Source organism: Sediminibacterium sp. FW305-C-49, assembly GCF_058231085.1.
Genome location: NZ_JBIQXS010000001.1, coordinates 218900 through 240725, shown reverse-complemented (window position 1 = coordinate 240725; position 21826 = coordinate 218900). Strand labels below are relative to the sequence as shown.

Genomic DNA, 21826 nt, shown 5'->3' with positions numbered 1-21826 from the left:
TTATTAAAGATCATTCATTACCTGATCTTGATCAGTTGTACTACTTTTCTTTCCCGCCCTTGCAGCAGTTCAGCATAATATGTACCTGGATTCAGACGATGACCAACCTGTACTGTACTATTGGCATTCAAGTTATTCCTGCTTTCCACCGCTCTGCCACTTGCATCAGTTATGCGTAACTGAACAGCTTGCTGATTTTTTGCAGTCAGCTTGAGTGTGAAATAATGATTGCTTGGATTCGGCAATACAACAACGCTTAGCTGGTCAGCAACTTCTTCAGTGGCTTTTGCTGCATCATTTACCGAACTGTTTCCATAAACAACACTGCATCCCTGTTGAGTGCAGCTTCCCAGTTTATCTCCGGAATGGTTGCGTAAATGAGCATCTACTGCATTGGTATTCAGTTCAAGAGTCTGGTTGTTGTGGCAGAGATACACTTTCTTGCCATTGCTACCCGGTACCCTTATGTCTTTCACACAGAAGCTTACAGAAGCTGTAGCGGTACATCCGTTTGCGTTGGTAACGGTTACAGTAAACTGATAATTACCTGCAGCTGTTGGTGCAAATACAGGATTAGCAATATTATAGTTGTTTAAGCCTGTACTGCCTGTCCAACTGTAAGTGTAAGGTGCACCACCGGTTGCAACCACATTCAATGTAGCAGATTGTGCACCATATCCAAGATAGATATTGCTGGCAATACCACCGGTGTTGGTTGTTTCTGATGGTGTGATACTGATACTTGCAGACGCATTGTTACCTGTAACAAATACCATCACATTAGTGGATGATGTGTTGCCATTAACATCTGTAACTGTAAACAGTATTGAATTGCTGCCAATATTGCTGCAATTGAAGCTGGTTTTCGCAAGACTCATGCTCGCAATTCCACAATTATCAGAACTGCCATTATTGATGTCATTTACAGCAACCGATGCTACACCATTTACAAGCATAACTATTGCTGATTTTGTAACCAATGTTGGCGGTTGGTTGTCGATAACGGTTATTGATTGATGAGCAGTGTCTGATATATTTCCGTGAATATCAGTCGCTGTCCAGATAACAATGGTAGTACCAACCGGGAACTGGGTCGGTGCATTATTGGTAACCGATGCAATACCGCAGTTGTCGGCCACTGAAGTTGCGCCCAATGAGGCAATGGTTGCATAACATGCTCCATTGTCATTTACAACACTTATGGCTGCAGGTGCCTGGATGGTTGGTTTTTGATTGTCGGTAACCGTAATGAGTTGTTCTTTGATACTGCTGTTGCCATAAATATCTGTGGCCGTCCAGGTAACTTTTGTTACGCCAACAGGGAAGCTTTGCGGTGCATCGCTTGTGATAGACACGATAGTATTGAAACCTGTTACAGCAGGTGTTGGTAATGTTGTAGTGGTTGAACATGTACCCGGATCTGTAAAGAATCCAAGATCGGTAACGCTGATAGTTGGTTTGCTAAAATAACGCCAGTCGTATTTTGTAATAACAGGGAAGTGATCAGACGTGGTACTTGCATAACCATTGATCAGCGTTAACACATCCCTGAACACTTTTGCAGAATTCTGTACATAGGCAATACTCATTTCACTTGAAGTGATGACATGGTCAATCATATCAGGGAAAGATGCGGTTGAACTGTTACCCGTTAAACTTAATGGCAAAGTAATGGGTGTATAATTAGTGGCATCATTCAGGAATGAACTGTATGAGCTCACGGTAACCGGTGTCATTTCAGTTGTAATGGTTTTGTCGAAATCATCATTCATATCACCGAGTATGATGATACGGCTGTTCGGGAAGAATGCATCGAGTGAATCTTTTAATTCATCGGCGCCTGCTTTTCTTCTTTCATAGCCTTCAATTTTATCTGCAGTATTACCTGTATTTGCTTTGGCGTGTATCACAATAAAATCAACCACACTTGTCGCACCATTGAGTGTTACCTCTGCCTGCATAAGGAATGGAAAACGTCCGCTGGCCCAACTGTTAAAAGCATTTCCGGTACTTGCTTTCAGGATAGGTCTTGCACTCAATTTTTTCACCACATCTTTATTGTAGATGAAACCTAATTTCTGTGCACCGGCATAATCGGGGTCGTTTACATCATCGGCGTAAGAACCATAGCTGTTTACTACATATCCATAATTGCCCGGTAAAGCTTCGGCTACAGCTTTAAAACGTAATGTGTCAACAATTTCAACAAGTGCATATACATCCGCTTTTAGTGTATTCAATACTGTCTGAACATTTTGCTGCTGAAGATCTTTGTTGGTTGGTCCCAAACCAGATGCGGTACTGCCAAACCATTCCATGTTCCAGTTCACGACTTTCAATGTTCTCAATGAAGTACCTGTAAAACTCATACCCGTTACAGTGATATTGATATTTGTAATGACCGCACTAAGCTGGCCTGTGTAATTTTGATCGGCAGCTACAGGTCTGAAACGTGCATAAATGGTTTTGCGTGTATTGGCGTTAGCGGCAGGAATGGTTAAGGAAGAACCAAAACTGGTGCCGTCGAGACTGATCTCAAATCCGCTTGGTGCAGCTACATGGATATCTGTTGCTACATTATATCCTTCTACAGAGAATGTTCTGTTGGCAGATGTTTGTCCATTGGCTACATAATCAAAATCAATATTTCCGCCACGGATATCAACACCAGGTGCAGCCGGAGTTGCAGAGTTGATAATGCTGAAATCATCAAGTGTCCATCTGGCCGCATTTAAAGTGGGAGAGGAAGTGTACACGTAAGCCACATGTACATTTGCAGTTTTATAGGCAGTCAAATCAATCTGATCACTGGTGGTCCATACATCGGATTCAGGTTCTGCAAACCGGCCATTGATTTCTGTCCATTGTGCCAGGTTAGGATCGCCCGTTCCGGTATAATTTGTGGAGACCATGAGTTTTAAAGAGGGTCCTGCAAAACGAACACGCGATGCAAAACTCAACAATGGATAATCAAAACCAGATAAATCAAAAGCAGGTGAAATAAGCCAGTCTTCATTGGTCTGGGCACCACTTACAAAACCATTGATCTGAATACCGTTTCCTGTTTTACCAAACGTAGTACATCCCCAAACCTGGGCACCGCTAACACTATATTGTGTAAAACCTCCGGGAAGATTATTAACGCAATCATTAAAATTAAAACTGGTAGGAGGTGCTCCTGTGCTAAAGCTCCATGTATTCGGAGCAATGCCAGCAAAAGCATTTCCACCCAGGTCAACCAAAGCGCCTGCATCAATGGTTACATAATACGATTTGAATGCAGCAAGATTCGTATTCAGACTTACTGTTTCTGCAGCGATGGTAATGGCTGGATCATTTATGTTGAATACCTGACTTGTACCATTGGTGGTATTGTGTAAAGTAATATTACCCGTTCCCGGAACAATGGTTTCGTTGAATGAAAGCGATATTGAACCGAAAGGCGTAATGCCTGTTGAGCCTGGAGCAGGGTTATAACTATTTACCAATGGTGCAGTTATATCACCAGGTGTATACCCTCTTACAATAAGATTGTCAATACTGATCTTAGGTCTTGATCCAGTTGTTCCTCCACTGCCATTGTAATAATAGAATCGCAGTCTGGCATTTGGATGATTGCTGAAATTAGAAGGCAATGCAATTCCAGATATTGTTCCGCTGGTAAGAACATTGTTGGTAATATTCAAAACAGATGCTGCTGTAATTTCAGAGAAATTAATACCGTCGATACTGCCATATATACGAAGAGATCCTTTTCTGTCGCCGGTACTGTTGTTTACAGAGGCCCAGTTAAAACCAATGGTTCCTGCATTTACGCCAGTGAAATCGAGTAAAAGATCAACTGCCAAAGCGCTTGTATTATCGGTGCCGCCAGTTGCCAGTAAAACAAGGTTTCCGCTGCTTCCACGCTGCACACCACCGGTAGATCCGCTGCTGAAACTATTTGTTGCAGTGGTTGTTCTGATGCCATTTGGAATGCTTCCAGTGGCATTTATAGCAACAGGGCCGAAATTGATGGCACCATTGTCGGAGGTAAAGCCATTGGTCCAATTAGAAATATTATCAAAGTTTTGGGTATAGGCTAGTGCGGTCTGCTGTGCCATGATGACTGGCTGTGCAGTGGTAATAAAAGATTGTTGTGGACCGTAAGCTGTTCCGCCGGCATTTGTAACAAATGCTTTTACATAATAAATGGTATTGGCACTTAAACCATTGAGCAGAGCACTAAAATTGTTGCCTGATAAATTAGTGGAAGAAACTACGGTACCGGTTCCATTGGCAAAATTATTGGTGTTGCTGTATTCAAATCCATAAGCAGAAGCGGGTGAGCAACCAGCATAGGTAATATTTCCGGCAAGTAAAGCATTGCTGAAACCTATATTGCTGATGAGTTGCGTATTAACCGAAGCACTATTGTTAACGCCACTGCCATTTACAGGATACGAAACCGATGCGCCTCCGCCCGAAAGGGTAAAGCTGTTCTGGTATGATTGAACTGCAACAGGTGCAAATCGCACATAAACAGTAGTAGCATTTAAAGTGCTGCCGGTATAATTCAGTTGGATAATGTTTCCAAAACTTCCATTGACTGTAGTAGCAATACCAAAGCCAGCAGGTGCAGTAATGGTAACCGGACTTCCATCTAAATCGGTTCCGTTAACGGTGAAAGAAGCATTGGTGATGGTATTGATACATTGATTGCCAACATCAAAACTTACAGGGTTGGCAAATAATAAGGGATTGCCCGGTACTTCGCGAGTAACCTGAACGCTGTAAGTTGAAACAGTGATACCATCCTGTGCTGTTACCTGTACGGATATATTATTGACACCGGTATTTAAAGCAATGGCCTGCGAATTATTTCCGCTTGTAACCGGCGAACCATTTACACTGATGTTTGCAAGAGCATCTGTAGCAACAGGTGTAACGGTAATGCTGCTAACGGCAGCAGGAACTGTACTGCTATAGGTGAAATTGTTGGATGCAAAAGAAGGTGTTATAGCACCTGTGCTCAATACAAGAGAAGATAAGGTGGATATATTGGTAGGAACATTTGCGTTAACCGACAAAACAAGATCATCAATACGCCAGTTGGTTGTGTTAGCGGCGGCAGAGCCGGCACCATTGTATCCATAGATTCTGAAAGTAGTGGCTGTTGTGGCACTGAAGGTAAGACCTGTATGTGTTTTTAAATTCCATGAACTGTTATTGCTGATGGTTCCTACAACAATATCTGTAGCAAAGTTATCAGCGCTGGATCTTACGGTATATGCCTGTGGGCCCGTACCAGTACTTCTGGTACCAAAACTGATACCCGTTAAATTGAAGGTATAACCATTGGAAGGAGTAAGCGTGAATTCAAAGTAGGCAGTTCCGTTTGCGGCCTGGTTCAGCACGCCAACTCTTGCTGCCACACCCGCATTACCTCCGGCAGAAAAACCGGGGTAAGTGTTTGAAGCAGAAGTACTGGTGATCAGATCATTGGTGCTGCCATTATTATTACCCCTGCCCATGTCGGAAGCGGTAATATTTGCGGTAGTAGTGGTAGGGGTGGCTGTGGTAAAGTTCCATCCGATGGTTTGGGCCTGGGTAACGATAGTAATTACGGCAAGGCATAAGATTCCAATGAAGCGGCTCAGGTACAGTTTTCTCATGGATTTGAGTTTGTTTTGGACAACAAATGTAGCGATCCAACCGAAATGACATTTTTTCCCGGGATCAATTGATCATTAAATTTTATTAAAGTGGATAACTTGTCAACCTGTCAGTTTGCAACCGTTTGGTACTTTCTTTGTTCATTTGCGCAAAAACAACTGAACCATGCAAAAAGGCCAGATTCGTGTTCAAACGGAGAATATATTCCCCATCATTAAGAAATTCCTGTACAGCGACCATGAAATTTTCCTCAGGGAACTGGTAAGTAATGCAGTAGACGCCAGTCAGAAACTGAAAACCCTGTCTTCCATAGGAGAAGCCAAAGGTGATATCGGTGAACTGAGAATTGATGTGGTATTGGATACCAAGGAAAAAACACTGAGTATTATTGACCGAGGTGTGGGTATGACGGGTGAGGAAGTAGACAAATACATCAACCAGGTGGCATTCAGCGGAGCAGAGGAATTTGTAAATAAATACAAGGATGCCAGCATCATTGGTCATTTCGGATTGGGTTTCTACAGCGCATTCATGGTGAGCGATAAAGTAGATATCCATTCAAAAAGTTTCAAAGAAGGCAGTGGCGTTTTCTGGAGTTGTGATGGAAGCCCGGAGTTTGAATTATACGAAACAGACTATAATGAACGTGGAACCAAAATTGTGCTTCATATTAACGAGGAAAGCAAGGAATTTCTGGAAGCGTCACGTGTAAAGGGTATACTGGAAAGGTTTTGTAAGTTCCTTCCTATATCAATTTATTTTTCTGTGGCAGGGGAGAAAAAAGAGGAAGAAGAAAAGCCCATCAACAACACCAATCCCATATGGATTAAAAAACCTGCTGAACTGACGAAAGAAGACTACGAAAAATTCTATCGCGAATTATATCCATTTGGTGAAACACCGCTTTTCTGGATACACCTTAATGTGGATTATCCGTTTAATTTAACGGGTGTATTGTATTTCCCGAAAATCAAACAGAGCTACGAGATACAAAAAGATAAAATACAGTTATACTGTAACCAGGTATTTGTAACAGATGAAGTAAAAGATATTGTTCCTGAATTTCTGATGCTGTTACATGGTGTCATTGACAGCCCGGATATTCCACTGAATGTAAGCCGTAGCTATTTACAGGGCGACCCGAATGTGAAAAAGATCAATGCACACATCACCAAAAAAGTAGCCGATAAACTCGAAGAAATTTTCCGTAATGAGCGCAGTTCATTTGAAGAAAAATGGGAGAGCCTGGGTCTGTTCGTGAAATATGGTATGATGACGGATGACAAGTTCCTGGAAAAAGCCAACAAATTCCTGGTGATGGAAGATGTGGAAGGGAAATTCCATACTGTAGAGGAATATAAAACAGCTACGGAGGTGTTACAGAAGAATAAGGAAGGCAAGCATATTATTCTTTACAGTACCAATCCTGTTCAGCAGGATGCTTATATACAGGCTTGTAAAGGCAAAGGATATACAGTGGTGAAAATGGAAACACTGGTAGATGCAGCCTTCATTAACACCATGGAAATGAAATGGGAAAATGTGAGCTTTGTAAGGGTAGATGCTGATATTGTTGACAACCTGATCGACAAACAGGAGGGGAATGAAACAGTGTTGAACAAAGAAGAAACAGAACAGTTAAAAGAGTTATTCAACCTGAATTTTGCCGATCTGCATGTAACAACAGAAATCAAAGGCCTCAGCCCCGAATCGGCACCAGTTATTGCCACACGCCCCGAATTTATGAGACGTATGAAAGACATGGCAGGCGTAGGTGGGGGTATGACTGCATTTTATGCGCAGATGCCTGATGAGGTAACGCTTACCATCAATGGTAATCATCCCATATATCAGCAGGTGCTGAAAACGGAAAATGTATCGTTAAAGGAGAAGCAGGTAAGAAACCTGGCCGATCTGGCATTGTTGTCGCAAGGCCTGTTGAAAGGAAACGATCTCACCAGTTTCATCAACAGAAGTGTCGAATTGCTTCAGGGAGAAACGGAGAAAGTATAAATAAAACAATCAAATCAAAAAAGCTGCTCATCAATCATGAGCAGCTTTTTTGATGTTCTTCCTGACTGAATATGATTATTTTCATATTCCATCAAAAGAATAGTATGCAGTACCGGGTTCAGTCTATTGTAAAAGAAACCGAAGATGCGGCGTCTTTCGTATTGGCACCCGAAAGCGGTGAGGTAAAATATGAAGCGGGTCAGTTTATTACGCTCCTGTTTAAGAACAGGAATAACGAAGAAGAAAGAAGAAGTTATTCGATTTCCTCCGCCCCTGAACTCGGAGAACCATTGACTATAACGGTAAAGAAAGTAGTGAATGGCGCTTATTCACGAAAATTGGTAGATACTGTTCAGGTGGGCGATTTATTGAATGGTCTTTCGCCTACTGGTTTTTTTACTTTGCCGGCTGTAGTAAAAGATAGCATGCAGTTTATTTTTTTTGCTGCGGGTAGTGGTATTACGCCCATATATGCACAGATTAAAACATTACTTGCTTCAAACATGGCGGTTAAAATTGTATTGGTATACAGTAATCGTTCTGAAAAAGATGCACTGTTTTATCAGCAAATTCAATCACTTGCTAAAAAACATCCCGACCGGTTGGCTATTCGTTTTTTGTTTAGTGACGCAGCACATTACAGCAACGCGAGGCTGAGTGGGTCGATGATAGAAGAGATTGTTCAAAAGCATTTTCCTGGTTCTTTTCAGGATAGCTGGGTTTATTTGTGTGGCCCCTTTCAATATATGCTGATGATTAAGCTGGTGCTGAAGGGAATGGGTATAAAGGAACAGCAAATCAAAAAAGAACAATTCATTATCTACAAATCCGAAGTTTCTCAAAAACCCGCCGATACTGATTGGCATATGGTTCATGCAACGCTGGGTGAATCTGTTTATACATGGAAAGTGCAATATCCGGATACCATTCTGCAGGCAGCAAAAAAACAACGTATTGATTTGCCTTATAATTGTGAAAGTGGTCAGTGTGGAGCCTGTGCTGCCATTTGTGTAAAAGGGAAAGTATGGATGTATAAAAACGATGTATTAATGGAAGATGAAATCCAGGCAGGCAGAATACTCACCTGTACGGCATACCCGGTTGGAGCTGATGTGGAAATTCGTTACTGAAGCGGGTCACTGATTCGCAGGTCAATCATTTTTAGCTGAATATTTTTTTCACCGTTCCAGTCATTTTCATCAAGGGTAAATACCAGATCAACGGGTTGCTGTTGCTGGAGCATGTGAAATTTGGCAGCCATATTAAAGCCAATGCCTGTAAAGCTGATATTGTGTTGTTTTACCACAAAACGTATATGCTGTTCTTTTACAATTTTTGAAAATCCGGTATCAGTTACCCTTTTTGCCATAAATATGGGGCGCATATTATCGGGACCAAAAGGTTCCATCTGGCAGAGTATATTGAACATGGTGGGATTGATCTCTGAAAATTGTATTACCGAATCAATATTAATTTCAGGAATCAGCTGTTCAGGTGTAATCTGTTCCTGTACTGCTTTTTCAAATGCGTTGGCAAAATCAGTTACTTTCTCCGGTAATAAAGTCATGCCCGCTGCTGCAAAATGGCCGCCATAACCCAGTAAATGTTCCCTGCAGGCATGTATGGCTTCGTATAAATTAAAACCAGCTACACTTCTTGCACTACCCGCCACATAATCTCCACTACGGGTTAAAACGACAGTGGGGCGATAATGTTTTTCAATAAGCCTGCTGGCTACAATACCAACTACACCTTTGTGCCAGTGTTCCTGGTAAACGACGGTTGATTTTTTAGTAGTATGTGCAGGATCACTTTCAATCAGGGCCAGTGCTTCTTCCGTAATAGAACTATCTGCTTCGCGTCTGTCTGCATTATCGCTGTGTAACATTTCTGCAAAAGACAATGCTTTGTTGGGCTCTTTTTCAATAAACAACTGAACAGCTTTCCGCGCATCATCCATTCTTCCGGCTGCATTTACTCTGGGGGCAATAATGAAAACCAGATTGGTAATGTGCATGGTCTTCTGCACTGCAGCCAGTTGCATCAATGCTTTGATGCCGGGACATGGATTTTTGTTTACTTTTTCCAATCCATAATAGGCCAGTATCCTGTTTTCTCCTGTAATCGGAACAATATCTGCTGCAATAGCAGTAGCTACAAGATCGAGATATGCATAATGTGTGTCTTCGGGTAATGATAATTTTTCGCTCAGAGCGGTCATGAGTTTAAAACCAACCCCACAACCACATAATTCTTTATAAGGATAATGACAGTCCTTTTGTTTCGGATTCAAAATGGCAACTGCCGGCGGCAGGCTCTGATCCGGTAAATGGTGATCACATACAATAAAGTCAATTCCCAGTGTTTTTGCATAAGCAATCAGGTCAACCGATTTGATGCCACAGTCGAGTGAAACAATCAATGTAAACCCATTTTCTTTTGCATGATCAATACCCATTTTTGAAATACCATATCCTTCACGGTAACGGTGTGGGATATAAAAATCAACGCTGTCATAGATACTGCTGAGGTATTGGAACATGGCTGCAACAGCGGTTGTTCCATCTACATCATAGTCGCCGAAAACCAGGATTTTTTCATGTTGCTGAAAGGCTGATAAAAGGCGTTCTACCGCTTTATCCATGTCTTTCATTAACCAGGGGCTATGTAGTTGTGAGAGCTGCGGTCTGAAAAAATCTTTTGCCTTATCGTAAGAGTCAATACCTCTCTGAACAAGAATAGAGCAAATGGTTTTATTGATCTTTAAAACATCCTGGAGGATTTCTGTGCGGGTGTCATCGGTTGATAATATGTTCCATCTTTTTTCCATTAATAGGTCCTGTCGGTTGTATAACGTACCAATTCCTCTAATGCATCCCGCACAGGTGTTTGTGGAAACTCGTGAAGAATGGCGAGTGCCTCATCTCTGAATTGGAACATTTTTTCTGTTGCATATTTAATACCGCCGGAAGCAGTAACAGCATCAATTACAAATTTCACTTTCTCTTTTTCTGTGTTTTCGTTTTTAACGATATACACAATTTTTCTTTTGAGATCAGGAGAACAGTTATTCAGTGTATAGATAAGAGGCAGGGTTAATTTTTTTTCTTTGATATCGTTTCCTGTTGGTTTACCGATATCCATAGAACCATAATCAAAGAGATCGTCTTTGATCTGGAAAGCCATGCCTACTTTTTCACCAAACTGTCTCATTTTTTCTACTTTACCCTGATCGGTAAAGGTAGTGGAAGCCCCTGCGGCACAGGCGGAGGCTAAAAGAGAGGCGGTTTTGCCATTAATTATTTCATAATAAATGGATTCTTTGAGGTTGAGGTTGCGGGCTTTTTCTATCTGTAATAATTCGCCTTCACTCATTAGCCTTACAGCTTCCGATAATATCCGGAGTACTTCATGATCTTTGTTGTTAAGTGATAGTAATAATCCTTTTGAAAGAAGATAATCACCTACCAATACGGCAATTTTATTTTTCCAAAGGGCATTGATGGAAAAAAAACCCCTTCTTTCGAGGGAATCATCCACCACATCATCGTGTACCAGTGTAGCGGTATGCAATAATTCTACCAGGGAAGCTGCCCGGTAAGTGCTGTCATTAACCGCATCACCAAGTCGGGCACTTAAGAGTACGAACATGGGCCGGAGCTGCTTACCCTTGCGTTTAACAATGTATTGCATGATCCTGTCTAACAGGGCAACCCGGCTTTTAACCGCTTCTCGAAAATGGGTCTCAAACTGGACTAATTCCTCTGATATTATCTTTTTTGCTAATTCCATCGGTCAGAATATGCTGCAATATAGTCTGACGCCAGCATAATAACATGCACATATGCAGCGTTTTAGACTGAAATTGAGTCTGGTACGAAGATTGTATAAGAAAAGGTTAAACAATATATCCTCAGAAAATTGGGTATTTGTATCGTAAGACTTAAATTTGCAATGTTTTCTTAATATCAACAAGTTCTCATTAAATATCAATCAATTATTATGGCAAGCAAAAAGAACATCTTAGCACTAGCGCTGATCGTACTGGTACAGTCGATCGGTATGGCTCAAACAGATTGGGGTTGGGATTGGAAAGACACATCCAAAATTTCAGTAAAGAAATTACCCCAGCATAATGAGTTCATCAACAACCAGTATCCTTACCCTGCACAACCACGTAGCCAGTGGGAATTAGGATTTGGTCTTGGTGCGTCATCTATTACAGGTGATATCAAATCAAAATTAGGTTTTGGTGGTACAGTATCTCTCCGCAAAGCGTTGAACCACACTTTTTCTGTTAGAACTGGTTTAACTGGTTTATGGAACTCAGGTACAGCTAATGCCTACCAGGCAGCGGTTGGTCGTCCTGACTACAAAAACAGAACTTACCAGTTAGGTTTCGATGTTATTGCTTCTTTGAATGCTGCAAGTCATTACCGTGGTAACCCTAAAACAAATGTGTACGTATTACTCGGTTATGCATTAAATGCTTCGAACGTACTGTATAAAAGACCAGGTGGTGCACAACCAGGTGGTTACAGCTTTTTCTACGGTTTCAACCAGAATGAAACTTTTCCTAACAGCCAGGCTGGAACCATTACTACATTTGGTGGTGCAACCATCAATGGCAGACAAGCATACACGCTGTACCATGGTATGAACCTGGGTGCTGGTATTGCTTTCAAACTGAGCAATAAAGTAAACATTGGTCTGGAACATAAATACACTTTCACTGTTCCTGGTTACGACTTCCTGGATGGTGTTAGAGCTGGTAACAACAATGACTATATTGGTTTCACCAGTGCACGTGTAAACGTTAACATTGGTAACACCGCTAAGAAAGTTCAACCATTGTACTGGCTTAACCCCAACAACTTTGTGTACAGCGAGCTTAACTCTCCTTCACACATGAAGTTGCCAAAAGTTGTTCTGCCTGATGCTGATAAAGATGGCGTAACTGATCAGTTCGACCTCGAACCAAACACACCAGCCGGTGCTCCTGTTGATTCTCATGGTCGTGCAAAAGATACTGATGGTGATGGCGTTCCTGATTATAAAGACAAAGAATTGCTGACTGCACAGAAATGTTTCCCTGTAAACAACGATGGTATCGGAACTTGTCCTGAGCCAGCTTGTTGCAAAGAGATCAAAGACATGATCGCAAACATGAAACCTGCAGCAGTTACTCCTCAGTGTAATATCGGAAGCTTACCAAGCATCCAGTTCAAAGGAAAAGCTACACTGTCAAAAGATGCACAAAATATCCTGAACGGTGTTGCTGCCAGAATTAATGCAAATCCAGCTTGTAACATTAAAGTGATCGGATACGGTGCTTCAAGCAAAGCTGCTCAGCAGTTAAGCTGGGATCGTGTAAACGCTGTTATCAAATATCTGGTTGAAAAACAAGGTGTTTCTGAAAGCCGTTTCATCTTCACTTATGGTCAGGATGGCGATGCCAATACAGTTGATCTTCAGGGTACACTGGATGCAGGTCCTAACACAGTACCAGCTCCACACCCAAATCTGAAAAGCAGAAACTAATCTCTGATTAGTCAGAAATAATAAAAGCCCCGATCAGTCAATGATCGGGGCTTTGTATTTAGTTGATGGTGGGATGTTTGATGGTCATAGTCGATAGTCCGTAGTAAATAAACCATGGACTATCGACTATGACCATCAACTATTAACTATTGACTAAATTAAAATGCAACTCTCCGAAATTTTGTAACGAAGAGAGCTTAAGATCAGCGGCACCCCATTTTTCATCTTTTAACTGCGAAACATGGGGCACAATAACGCATTTCATGCGGGCAGCTTTTGCGGCAATCATGCCATTGAATGAATCTTCGAAACAAATACAGGAAGTAGGTTTGCTGCCCAGTGCATGAGCGCAGTCAAGGTATACCTGTGGATGAGGTTTACCATATGGCAATGCTTCAGCCGAAGCAGTTGCATGCAGGTATTTTTTAATTCCGCAAATATTCACCACAAGATCAATCAATGCGGGTGGCGATGAAGTAGCCAACCCTATTTTAAATGATTTCCGATGAAAAAAATCAAATATATATTGAACACCGGGCATGATCTTTCCTTTTTGCTCAATCTTGGCCAGTACCAATTCTACTATTTTCTGCTCTGCTCTTTTTAATTCACTTTCACCAATATTAAAGTACTGGAACCACCATTGTACAAACTCTTTAGTGCGTAAACCTGTTGTTGTCTTGTATTGTTCCTCCGTCATACTTACACCATACTCCAGGAATATTTCTGTAGCTGCTTCGTTCCATAATGGTTCGCTGTCGATGAGCAAACCATCAATATCAAAAATCACCGTATCTAATTGCATGGTATTTTATTTATAGCGCAAATGTATTTCTCTGTTGCTGTTATTTTAACCAGTATGTGTCATTTTTTGAACAATCACTTAACAATTTGATTACATTCCTTATTTTGCACGACTTGCCAATTGTAACCTTTATGCGAATAACTGAACGTTTGAGACATATTAAAGTGATTCGTTCCATCGTTTATGCAATTGTTGGTTTGTTTTCTTACCCGGGCCTTACATGGGTCAATAAAATTAAAATTGAGGGCACAGAACACCTGACAAACCTGCCAAAAAAGAATGTGCTTTTTGTAAGTAACCACCAGACTTATTTCGCAGATGTAATTACGTTTATTCATATTTTTTGTGCCGTAAAATGGAGGCGTCGAAACAGACTTGGACTACCTTTCTATCTGCTGAATCCATTCACCAACGTATACTTTGTTGCTGCTGAAGAAACCATGAATGGAAACTGGCTGAGTCGTTTATTTAAACTGGCAGGAGCCCTTACCATCAAACGTACATGGCGTTCAGATGGGCAAGATGTAAACAGAAACCGTGATGAAGCAGATACCCAGAAAATTGACCAGGCATTAACGAAAAGCTGGGTGATTACTTTTCCTCAGGGCACCACCAAACCTTTTGCACCCGGAAGAAAAGGAACGGCACATATCATTAAAAATAATCAGCCCATTGTGGTACCGGTCGTTATTAATGGTTTTTGGCGTGCATTTAATAAAAAAGGGCTCAGCTTCAAGAAAAAAGGGTCGACACTCTCGATCAGGTTTAAAGAACCAATGATGATTGATTACACGCTACCAGTAGAGGAAATACTTGACCAGGTAATGGACGCCATTGAACAGAGTAAAGATTACATGATGCGTGGAAGACATCACCTGTTGTCAAAACTCGATAAATAAGTTGCAATTATTCTTTGATGAACAATGCTTTCAGTTCATTGGCATCATCGGGTTTCATTTTTCCAGCCAGGATCAGCCTGATCTGTCTTCTTCTCAGTGCACCATCAAATAATTTTTTCTCGTCTTCCGTTTCAGGAATTAACTCGGGTACTTTTCTGGGTTTACCGTTGGGATCAAGTGCCACAAAAGTGAAGAATGCTTCATTGCTTTCGTATTTGTACTGGTGCAAAAGATCTTCTCCCCACACTTTGATATGAATTTCCATTGAAGTATTAAAAGCCCGACAAACTTTGGCCTCAATATGTACCACATTACCCAATTTAATAGGGTTTTTAAAACTAAGGTTATCAACCGATGCAGTCATGCTCGGTGTATTGCAATGTCGACCTGCAGCGATTCCGGCGGCAATATCCATCCAGTACATCAAACGACCACCCATGAGGTTACCAAATGTGTTGGTATCGTTCGGTAAAACCAGCTCATTCATGATCGTAAAACTCTCACTCACTTTTTTTCCTTCCATCTGACTAAAATTTTGGCAAAGATAAGCGATATAATAGCGAATGTAGAACAGCGAATATCCAATTTCGAAATTGGATATTCGCTGTTCCTTTGTTTTATACAATAACGGTGGTGCTGTTGTATTTGGCAAAAAACAGCGGATCTACGTCCGCGCCAATACCCGGGCCATCATCCAGTATCAGTTCCATACCATTGTAGCGCACACCGCCGATAACAGGATCTTCTTTATGTCCGAGTAAACAGGTGTCAAGGTCATAAAAACGGATATTATCATGTGCCATGGCAAAATGCACTTTAGCAGTGAGTGCCATTCTGCTTTCAAGCATGCCACCCAGCATACAGGGTATATTGTTTTGTTCTGCAACATGGTTAATGCGTATAGCTTCACGCATACCACCACTTTTAGCGAATTTGATATTGATGTAGTCGCAGGCCTTATTCTTGATGAGTCTTTGCGCATCATGATGTGTAAACACACTTTCATCTGCCATTACAGGAATATCCGATAATTCACAAAGTGAGGGTAATAGTTCGTCGTTCCATTTTCTCATGGGCTGCTCACAAAACTGTATCTGGTAAGTTTCCATCGCCGTTAATGCAGTAACAGCATCGTCATAACTCCATCCCTGATTAGCATCTATTCTGAGGATAATATCGGGGCCAATTGCTTCGCGAATCAGTTTGATTCTCTGTATATCTGCGAAGACTTCTTTGCCCAGTTTTACCTTGATCATTTTTACACCTTTCTGCTTAAACTCCAATGCTGTAGCGGCCATTGAGCCGGGGTCGCTGATGCCAATCGTAAGATCACTTTCAATTTTCTTTTTCTGCCCACCTAAGTACTGATACAATGGAATACCGGCTTTACGTGAAGCAATATCATACAAGGCCATGTCAAAAGCACTTTTGACGGTATAGTTACCTGCTGTAAAGAGATCGAGCTCATTCAGGCGTTCTTCAATTTCAAGTGGATTTTTACCCTTCCATAATCTGGCAAAATCTTTGGCCATTTCAAAACAGGTAGCCTGTGTTTCTGCAGCAATCATGGGAAAGGCAGAACATTCGCCCATACCTGTTATGCCATCGCTGGTGTGAATGCGGATGAAAATATTCTGTGCATATTCCATCGTACCTGTGGCAATGGTAAAAGGTACCATTGGAATGGAATACTTATAAATTTCAATGGAAGAAATAATCATTCGCGAATTTCAGGAATTATCGCAAATACTTTTCACATTTCTTCCAGTAGCTGAAAAAAGATGGGTAATATCCTGTTACTTCCGGAAACATCCAGCTTCTTTCTTCCTGAATGCCACTGTAATGTTTTGTGAGCGGGTGCTCTTTATAATAAATGCTGAAAGATGGGGATGACTGGACAAGTTCATGAAATGAACCCGTGAACAACTGAATTTCCGGTATATTTTTCTTTGCAAGATCAATGATCAATTGAAGCACTCGTTCACTCACCGGGTATTTTTCAAAATGAGAAGGCTCCAGTAAAAGCACACGTGTTCCTTCTTCCCCCGCATGCCATTCTGGATCTAGCTGATAGCTATTATACACAAAGAGTTTATCGCCTTTTCTGATTAGCTGATCTGTAACTGGTAAACCGGTGGATAATGATAATGGGTATTGCGGTTTCAGTACATCGGGAGCCTGCATGTTTTCAAATGCCTCATATCCTACAGATAAAAAAGTACCTGATTGATTACTGCCGGTATACCTGTTGATGTTTTCCTGGTTGGCCACATATTTTTTACTGCTGAAACTGCCTGCCACCCATTGCCAGCTCAATGTATTACTGGCAAGGTCCCCGTCTAACAAGTGATAATACATCCATTGGGAAGGTATAGCCCAATGGGCTCTTGCGATATTACAACTTAACATGGCAGTATACATGCGAAGATGGTTGTGCATATAACCTGTTTCGTATAGTGTTACAATAGCTTTGTCAATGGCGACTATTCCGGTTGCTGCATTATATATGGCTTCCGGCATCTGGTGATGATCTACTTCAGTCTGTTCCTGTTTCAGGTCCGTAAAAATCAAATCTTCTTTTGCCTGCCATACTCTTTGATAGTATTCTCTCCATGCCAATTCCTGTAATAATTTCTCTGCCTGATGGAATGAGTAATTACGTAGTATTTCTGTTTTTACCTGCGATAATGAAATAACACCCCTTGATATATACGGAGACAACCGGGTAACTGCACCTGTTAAGAAATTTCTGGTTTTGCCATAGGCAAGCGGATCAACCGATGCCATGCGCCGCTTGATGGAGGAGAGGTCGGTTGAGAAGTCAGTCGTATTCATATCCTGATGAGTTTATGTGCTCTCAATGTATCGAGGGTTAAGGGAGATCCTTCATTCAGATTTTTATAAGCTGCTACATCGCATAAGAATCCGGTATGATCACCTCCGGGGAAACTGCTTACTACTTTCAACTGCATCAGCGCAAGCGCATCTTTCAAAACCGGATATCCATTCCAATGGCTGAGTAGTTTTCTTTTTTCCAGACGGGCTATTTTGTCCACCTGATGTCCTGATTGTTTTCCCAATAACTCAACCAGTCTGTATTGATCTTCTGCTAATAATTGCAGCACGAATTCTTTATGACCAATTACATGTTCCAATGTTTTGGTGCCTTCATAAATACCGCACACAAAACGTTTGGGATGCATGCTGATCTGGCTTGCATAAGTAATGATATGCATATTGAATAAACCATTGCTATTGCTACTGCAAATAGAATATACCGGTAAATTCACCCTGTTCCATGGTCGTTTTGGCATCTGTTTCTTATTGGATATTAAAATATTGTCTATGATAAAGAGGACAGAAATTGCTCTGCATGATGTAAATGTTCTTTTTTCTTTTCTTCTTTTATTCGATCAAATGTTTTCACCAGCATACCCAGGCGGGGATTGCGCAGAAAGAAATCGCGGTGCACATGCATAAAGCGCCAGAACAAGCCATCCCAAATTTGTTGCCAGTTTCCTTTTTCATAATTACTCATCTTCATGATATAATTACTACCACTGATATAAGGCTTTGTTGTCATGATGCCGCCGTCTGCAAACTGGGTCATACCATATACATTTGGAACCATCACCCAGTCGTAAGCATCAACAAACATTTCCATAAACCAACGGTAAACCTCATCGGGATCGAATTCGCAGAGCAACATAAAATTTCCCAGCACCATTAGTCTCTCTATGTGATGTGCATAACCACTTTTCAATACACGTTTAATAACGGTGTCTACAGGTACGATACCTGTTGTGCCAGTATAGAATGAAGCCGGTATTTTTCTTTTAAATCCCCAGTAATTAAGGGTTCTTTGCTTAATATTTTCCCGCTGGTAAACAGCCCTGATAAATTCACGCCAACCCATTATTTGCCTGATGAACCCTTCAAGTGAGTTGATCGGAATATTTTGTTGTGCCGCTGTTTGCAGTGCATGATGAATAATAATACCCGGATCGAGCAAGCCAATATTGAGCATAGGGGTAAGTACACTGTGCTGTAAAATGGATGCATCTTTTACCATGGCATCTTCATAAGGACCAAATAAAGCGAAGCGTTCCTCCAGAAATTGTTGTAGCCATCGTTCAGCTTCCTGCTGTGTGATGGGATAAAAATGAAGATGGCTGCCAAATGGGTTACCTGCCTTGCCAGGGTTATCGGGAAAGTACTGCTCCACATAAGCGATTGCTTCTGTTACATGTACATTGTCCGAGGGGAAAGGCTGAATGGGTTCGGGAGTGTTTTTTGGGAATTTTTTTCTGTTATCACTATCAAAAGTCCATTTGCCTCCTACAGGCTGATTATTTTCGTTGGTGAGTATATTTCTCTTTTTTCTCTGGCTGATATAAAAATCTGTCTGGAAATATTGTTTTTTATCAGAGAAATATTCATCGATCTCTGTAGTAGTATTGATGAAGTTCGGGTTGGTATAACAGAAAAGACTGAGCTTGTTTTTTTTACAGGAATACTTGATTCTTTTTAACAGCCATTCATCGGTAGGATCGGTTATATGTATTTCCCGGATACCTTTTTCAGCTAACATCTTTATACATTCCCTGATATCGCAGATGGGGCCGGCTGCCGCCTCAATATACTCAACTGTAAACCCTTTTGAAAGCAGGAAACTGGCATATGCTTTCATAGAAGCCCTGTGTAAAATGAGTTTTTGTTTATGAAAAGCATATTGGTTGAAAAAAAGGCTTTCCTCTATCAGCCATACTGGTCTATTTTCTGCAAGCGCAGGATGTTGTTTAAATAACTGATGTGGAAATAGGATGCTGGCTTCCCGGTTCATAATAATATGATAAAACAAAACGGGCTGCTGATTGTTTATAAGTCCATAAAATGATGTGATGGAATCACTAAAAGGAAAAAAAGTATTACTCATCGGGGCAACAGGCGGCATTGGTTCGAGATTGGCGAAGCTGCTCCAGGTGTCGGGAGCCAATGTGTACATAACAGGTCGAAATACCGCTAAACTTGCAGCTACAGGTGAGGAAGCAGGTATTCAGCCCGATAAACAGTTTCAGTTGGATATAACAGATGAGTCTTCCATCGACGAAACCTTTGGAGCAATTCAGCAGGATGGCCCCATTGATATCTTAATTAACGCCGCGGGTATTGGGATAATAAAAACCATGGATACGCTCACCACTGAGGAATTTCTGCGTACCCTTCAGGTGAATCTGGTTGGAAGCTTTCTGGTAACAAAAGCAGTTCTGCCAGCCATGAAACAGACAAAAAAAGGATTGATTATTCATATACCCGGTGTACTTGGGAAGACACCCATGGCCGGCGCTGCAGCTTACTGTGCCAGTAAATATGGACTGGTGGGTATGATGCAAAGTATAAGGGAGGAAATAAAACGTACCGAAATACGTATCACCAATCTCTTTTTGGGAGGTGTCGACAGCCCCTTCTGGGACAATATTGACCTGCGTGTACAGCGCGAAAAAATGGTACAGGCCGAAGAAGCGGCCAAAGCCATCTGGTTTCTCTGCCAGCAACCTGCCAGTGCAGTGGTGAGCGAAATGGTGTTGCAGCCATTCAATCACCAGGCCATATAATAGAAAAATTTCCTCCACTCCTGTAAAATCTTTTTTTTGAACGTTTCAGCACCGATATTCGCACTACGAACGAACGTTAGCAATGAATATCTCCTTCGACAATACAGAAAATGCGTTTGCATACAAGTCAGACAAAGAGCTGAAAAGCGCCAAATTTTTGTTTAGCACCATGGGTTATCCATGGTTTGTACAATTAGGTACCCGGTTAACGCCTTTTATCATGAAAACAGGACTGCCTGTTCATGGTATTATCCGCAAAACCATTTTTAAGCAATTTGTAGGAGGTGAGACGCTGGAAGAAACAGCCGGCGTGGGTTCAACTTTAGGAAAGTATGGCGTGCAGGTCATTCTGGATTATGGGGTGGAAGGAAAAGAGGGAGAAGAAAATTTTGATCATGCCACAGAAGAATTTATTCGTGTGATTAATTATGCTGCAACACAATCTAATATTCCCTTTATCAGCATAAAAGTTACAGGACTTGCACGTTTTGCCCTCTTGCAAATATTGAATGATGCCCCACGTTTACGGAGTGGTATACATGATCATGAAATGGAAGTTGATGAGTGGGACCGTGTTCGTGAAAGAATGTATACAATTTGTGAAGTGGCTGCTGAAAAAGGTGTAGGCGTATTGATTGATGCAGAGGAAAGCTGGATACAGGACCCAATTGACAGATTGACCATGGAAATGATGGAACTGTTTAATAAGGAGAAAGTAGTGGTGTATAATACCATACAGTTATACCGTCATGACCGTTTGCATTTTCTGAAACTATCGCACCAGATTGCCCAGCAGAAAGGATTTCTTTTAGGCGTAAAACTGGTTCGGGGTGCCTATATGGAAAAGGAGAGGGCAAGAGCAAAAGACATGGGTTATCCTTCTCCGATCCAGACCGATAAAGAAGCTTCAGACAGGGATTATGACGAGGCTGTACGGTACACAATTGATCATATAGACAAGATTGCAGTCATTGTGGCATCGCATAACGAATCAAGTAATTTACTGGCGGCACAATTGCTCGATCAAAAAGGCTTATCTCATCATCATCCGCATATTCATTTCTCCCAGTTATTTGGTATGAGTGATAATATAACATTTAATTTAGCCAAAGAAGGGTTTAGCGTAAGCAAATACCTGCCGTTTGGTCCCATTCGCGATGTAATTCCATACCTTATGCGCAGGGCGCAGGAAAACAGTAGCGTGAGCGGACAAACGGGCCGTGAACTCGCTCTGATAAAAAAGGAACTGGCGAGAAGAAAATCAGCGTAAAAAATGCACAGCTTCTCAACATTCTTGC

At 41.4% G+C, this 21826-nt stretch carries 15 protein-coding genes; 6 read left to right on the top strand and 9 right to left on the bottom strand.

Annotated features, from left to right (window positions below; translation table 11 throughout):
• Positions 1-17: 17 nt before the first annotated feature.
• Complete coding sequence (locus tag ACH3Z1_RS01005) at positions 18-5654, bottom strand: cadherin-like beta sandwich domain-containing protein (protein ID WP_490819980.1); 5637 nt, start codon at positions 5652-5654, stop codon at positions 18-20.
• Positions 5655-5820: 166 nt separating this feature from the next.
• On the opposite strand from ACH3Z1_RS01005, the gene htpG reads away from it, so the two are divergent.
• Both htpG and ACH3Z1_RS00995 read left to right on the top strand, forming a co-directional pair.
• Complete coding sequence (htpG, locus tag ACH3Z1_RS01000) at positions 5821-7668, top strand: molecular chaperone HtpG (protein ID WP_490819979.1); 1848 nt, start codon at positions 5821-5823, stop codon at positions 7666-7668.
• Positions 7669-7772: 104 nt separating this feature from the next.
• The gene (locus tag ACH3Z1_RS00995; protein ID WP_490819978.1) at positions 7773-8798 is read left to right on the top strand and encodes a 2Fe-2S iron-sulfur cluster-binding protein; all 1026 of its coding nucleotides are present in this window, start codon (positions 7773-7775) and stop codon (positions 8796-8798) included.
• On the opposite strand, the gene recJ is transcribed toward ACH3Z1_RS00995, so the two are convergent.
• The gene (gene recJ, locus ACH3Z1_RS00990; protein WP_490819977.1) at positions 8792-10498 is read right to left on the bottom strand and encodes a single-stranded-DNA-specific exonuclease RecJ; all 1707 of its coding nucleotides are present in this window, start codon (positions 10496-10498) and stop codon (positions 8792-8794) included. The genes ACH3Z1_RS00995 and recJ overlap by 7 nt on opposite strands.
• The gene (locus ACH3Z1_RS00985) at positions 10498-11460 is read right to left on the bottom strand and encodes a polyprenyl synthetase family protein (protein WP_490819976.1); all 963 of its coding nucleotides are present in this window, start codon (positions 11458-11460) and stop codon (positions 10498-10500) included. Before ACH3Z1_RS00985 ends, recJ begins: the two co-directional genes overlap by 1 nt.
• Before the next feature lie 210 nt (positions 11461-11670).
• Here ACH3Z1_RS00985 and ACH3Z1_RS00980 point away from each other — a divergent pair, with 210 nt between their 5' ends.
• Entirely contained in the window at positions 11671-13209 is a 1539-nt protein-coding gene (locus ACH3Z1_RS00980; RefSeq protein ID WP_490819975.1) for an OmpA family protein, read from the top strand.
• Between the two features lie 142 nt (positions 13210-13351).
• Here ACH3Z1_RS00980 and hxpB read toward each other — a convergent pair whose 3' ends face one another.
• A complete protein-coding gene (gene hxpB / locus ACH3Z1_RS00975; protein ID WP_490819974.1) occupies positions 13352-14014 on the bottom strand; it encodes a hexitol phosphatase HxpB in 663 nt (220 codons plus the stop codon).
• Between the two features lie 131 nt (positions 14015-14145).
• Here hxpB and ACH3Z1_RS00970 point away from each other — a divergent pair, with 131 nt between their 5' ends.
• A complete protein-coding gene (locus tag ACH3Z1_RS00970; RefSeq protein WP_490819973.1) occupies positions 14146-14913 on the top strand; it encodes a lysophospholipid acyltransferase family protein in 768 nt (255 codons plus the stop codon).
• Positions 14914-14920: 7 nt separating this feature from the next.
• Here ACH3Z1_RS00970 and ACH3Z1_RS00965 read toward each other — a convergent pair whose 3' ends face one another.
• The 5 genes from ACH3Z1_RS00965 to ACH3Z1_RS00945 all read right to left on the bottom strand — a co-directional run bounded on the left by ACH3Z1_RS00965 (position 14921) and on the right by ACH3Z1_RS00945 (position 19756).
• Positions 14921-15436 carry an acyl-CoA thioesterase gene (locus ACH3Z1_RS00965; protein WP_133473125.1) on the bottom strand — a complete coding sequence of 172 codons (516 nt, stop codon included), beginning with the start codon at positions 15434-15436 and terminating at the stop codon, positions 14921-14923.
• A gap of 94 nt (positions 15437-15530) precedes the next feature.
• Positions 15531-16634, bottom strand: a complete 1104-nt coding sequence (locus ACH3Z1_RS00960; RefSeq protein WP_490819972.1) for a mandelate racemase/muconate lactonizing enzyme family protein — start codon at positions 16632-16634, stop codon at positions 15531-15533.
• Positions 16635-16650: 16 nt separating this feature from the next.
• Positions 16651-17748, bottom strand: coding sequence for an FAD-binding domain-containing protein (locus ACH3Z1_RS00955; protein WP_490819971.1), 1098 nt, complete (start codon positions 17746-17748; stop codon positions 16651-16653).
• Positions 17745-18227: a flavin reductase family protein gene (locus ACH3Z1_RS00950; RefSeq protein WP_490819970.1), complete on the bottom strand. Its 483-nt coding sequence runs from the start codon at positions 18225-18227 to the stop codon at positions 17745-17747. Before ACH3Z1_RS00950 ends, ACH3Z1_RS00955 begins: the two co-directional genes overlap by 4 nt.
• Before the next feature lie 29 nt (positions 18228-18256).
• On the bottom strand, positions 18257-19756 hold the full coding sequence (locus ACH3Z1_RS00945; protein ID WP_490819969.1) for a cryptochrome/photolyase family protein: 1500 nt from the start codon (positions 19754-19756) through the stop codon (positions 18257-18259).
• 58 nt (positions 19757-19814) lie between these two features.
• On the opposite strand from ACH3Z1_RS00945, the gene ACH3Z1_RS00940 reads away from it, so the two are divergent.
• Both ACH3Z1_RS00940 and ACH3Z1_RS00935 read left to right on the top strand, forming a co-directional pair.
• Positions 19815-20528, top strand: a complete 714-nt coding sequence (locus ACH3Z1_RS00940) for an SDR family oxidoreductase (protein WP_490819968.1) — start codon at positions 19815-19817, stop codon at positions 20526-20528.
• Between the two features lie 82 nt (positions 20529-20610).
• Positions 20611-21798 (top strand): proline dehydrogenase family protein, encoded by a 1188-nt coding sequence (locus ACH3Z1_RS00935; protein WP_490819967.1) that lies wholly within the window; start codon positions 20611-20613, stop codon positions 21796-21798.
• Positions 21799-21826 lie beyond the last annotated feature (28 nt).

Bases quoted from the DNA above. Each gene is read 5' to 3' on its own strand.
- ACH3Z1_RS00985 (WP_490819976.1), bottom strand. From the start codon at position 11,460: ATGGAATTAGCAAAAAAGATAATATCAGAGGAATTAGTCCAGTTTGAG.
- ACH3Z1_RS00945 (WP_490819969.1), bottom strand. From the start codon at position 19,756: ATGAACCGGGAAGCCAGCATCCTATTTCCACATCAGTTATTTAAACAA.
- ACH3Z1_RS00965 (WP_133473125.1), bottom strand. From the start codon at position 15,436: ATGGAAGGAAAAAAAGTGAGTGAGAGTTTTACGATCATGAATGAGCTG.
- ACH3Z1_RS00940 (WP_490819968.1), top strand. From the start codon at position 19,815: ATGGAATCACTAAAAGGAAAAAAAGTATTACTCATCGGGGCAACAGGC.
- hxpB (WP_490819974.1), bottom strand. From the start codon at position 14,014: ATGCAATTAGATACGGTGATTTTTGATATTGATGGTTTGCTCATCGAC.
- ACH3Z1_RS00960 (WP_490819972.1), bottom strand. From the start codon at position 16,634: ATGATTATTTCTTCCATTGAAATTTATAAGTATTCCATTCCAATGGTA.
- recJ (WP_490819977.1), bottom strand. From the start codon at position 10,498: ATGGAAAAAAGATGGAACATATTATCAACCGATGACACCCGCACAGAA.
- ACH3Z1_RS00980 (WP_490819975.1), top strand. From the start codon at position 11,671: ATGGCAAGCAAAAAGAACATCTTAGCACTAGCGCTGATCGTACTGGTA.
- ACH3Z1_RS01005 (WP_490819980.1), bottom strand. From the start codon at position 5,654: ATGAGAAAACTGTACCTGAGCCGCTTCATTGGAATCTTATGCCTTGCC.
- ACH3Z1_RS00935 (WP_490819967.1), top strand. From the start codon at position 20,611: ATGAATATCTCCTTCGACAATACAGAAAATGCGTTTGCATACAAGTCA.
- htpG (WP_490819979.1), top strand. From the start codon at position 5,821: ATGCAAAAAGGCCAGATTCGTGTTCAAACGGAGAATATATTCCCCATC.
- ACH3Z1_RS00970 (WP_490819973.1), top strand. From the start codon at position 14,146: ATGCGAATAACTGAACGTTTGAGACATATTAAAGTGATTCGTTCCATC.
- ACH3Z1_RS00955 (WP_490819971.1), bottom strand. From the start codon at position 17,748: ATGAATACGACTGACTTCTCAACCGACCTCTCCTCCATCAAGCGGCGC.
- ACH3Z1_RS00950 (WP_490819970.1), bottom strand. From the start codon at position 18,227: ATGCCAAAACGACCATGGAACAGGGTGAATTTACCGGTATATTCTATT.
- ACH3Z1_RS00995 (WP_490819978.1), top strand. From the start codon at position 7,773: ATGCAGTACCGGGTTCAGTCTATTGTAAAAGAAACCGAAGATGCGGCG.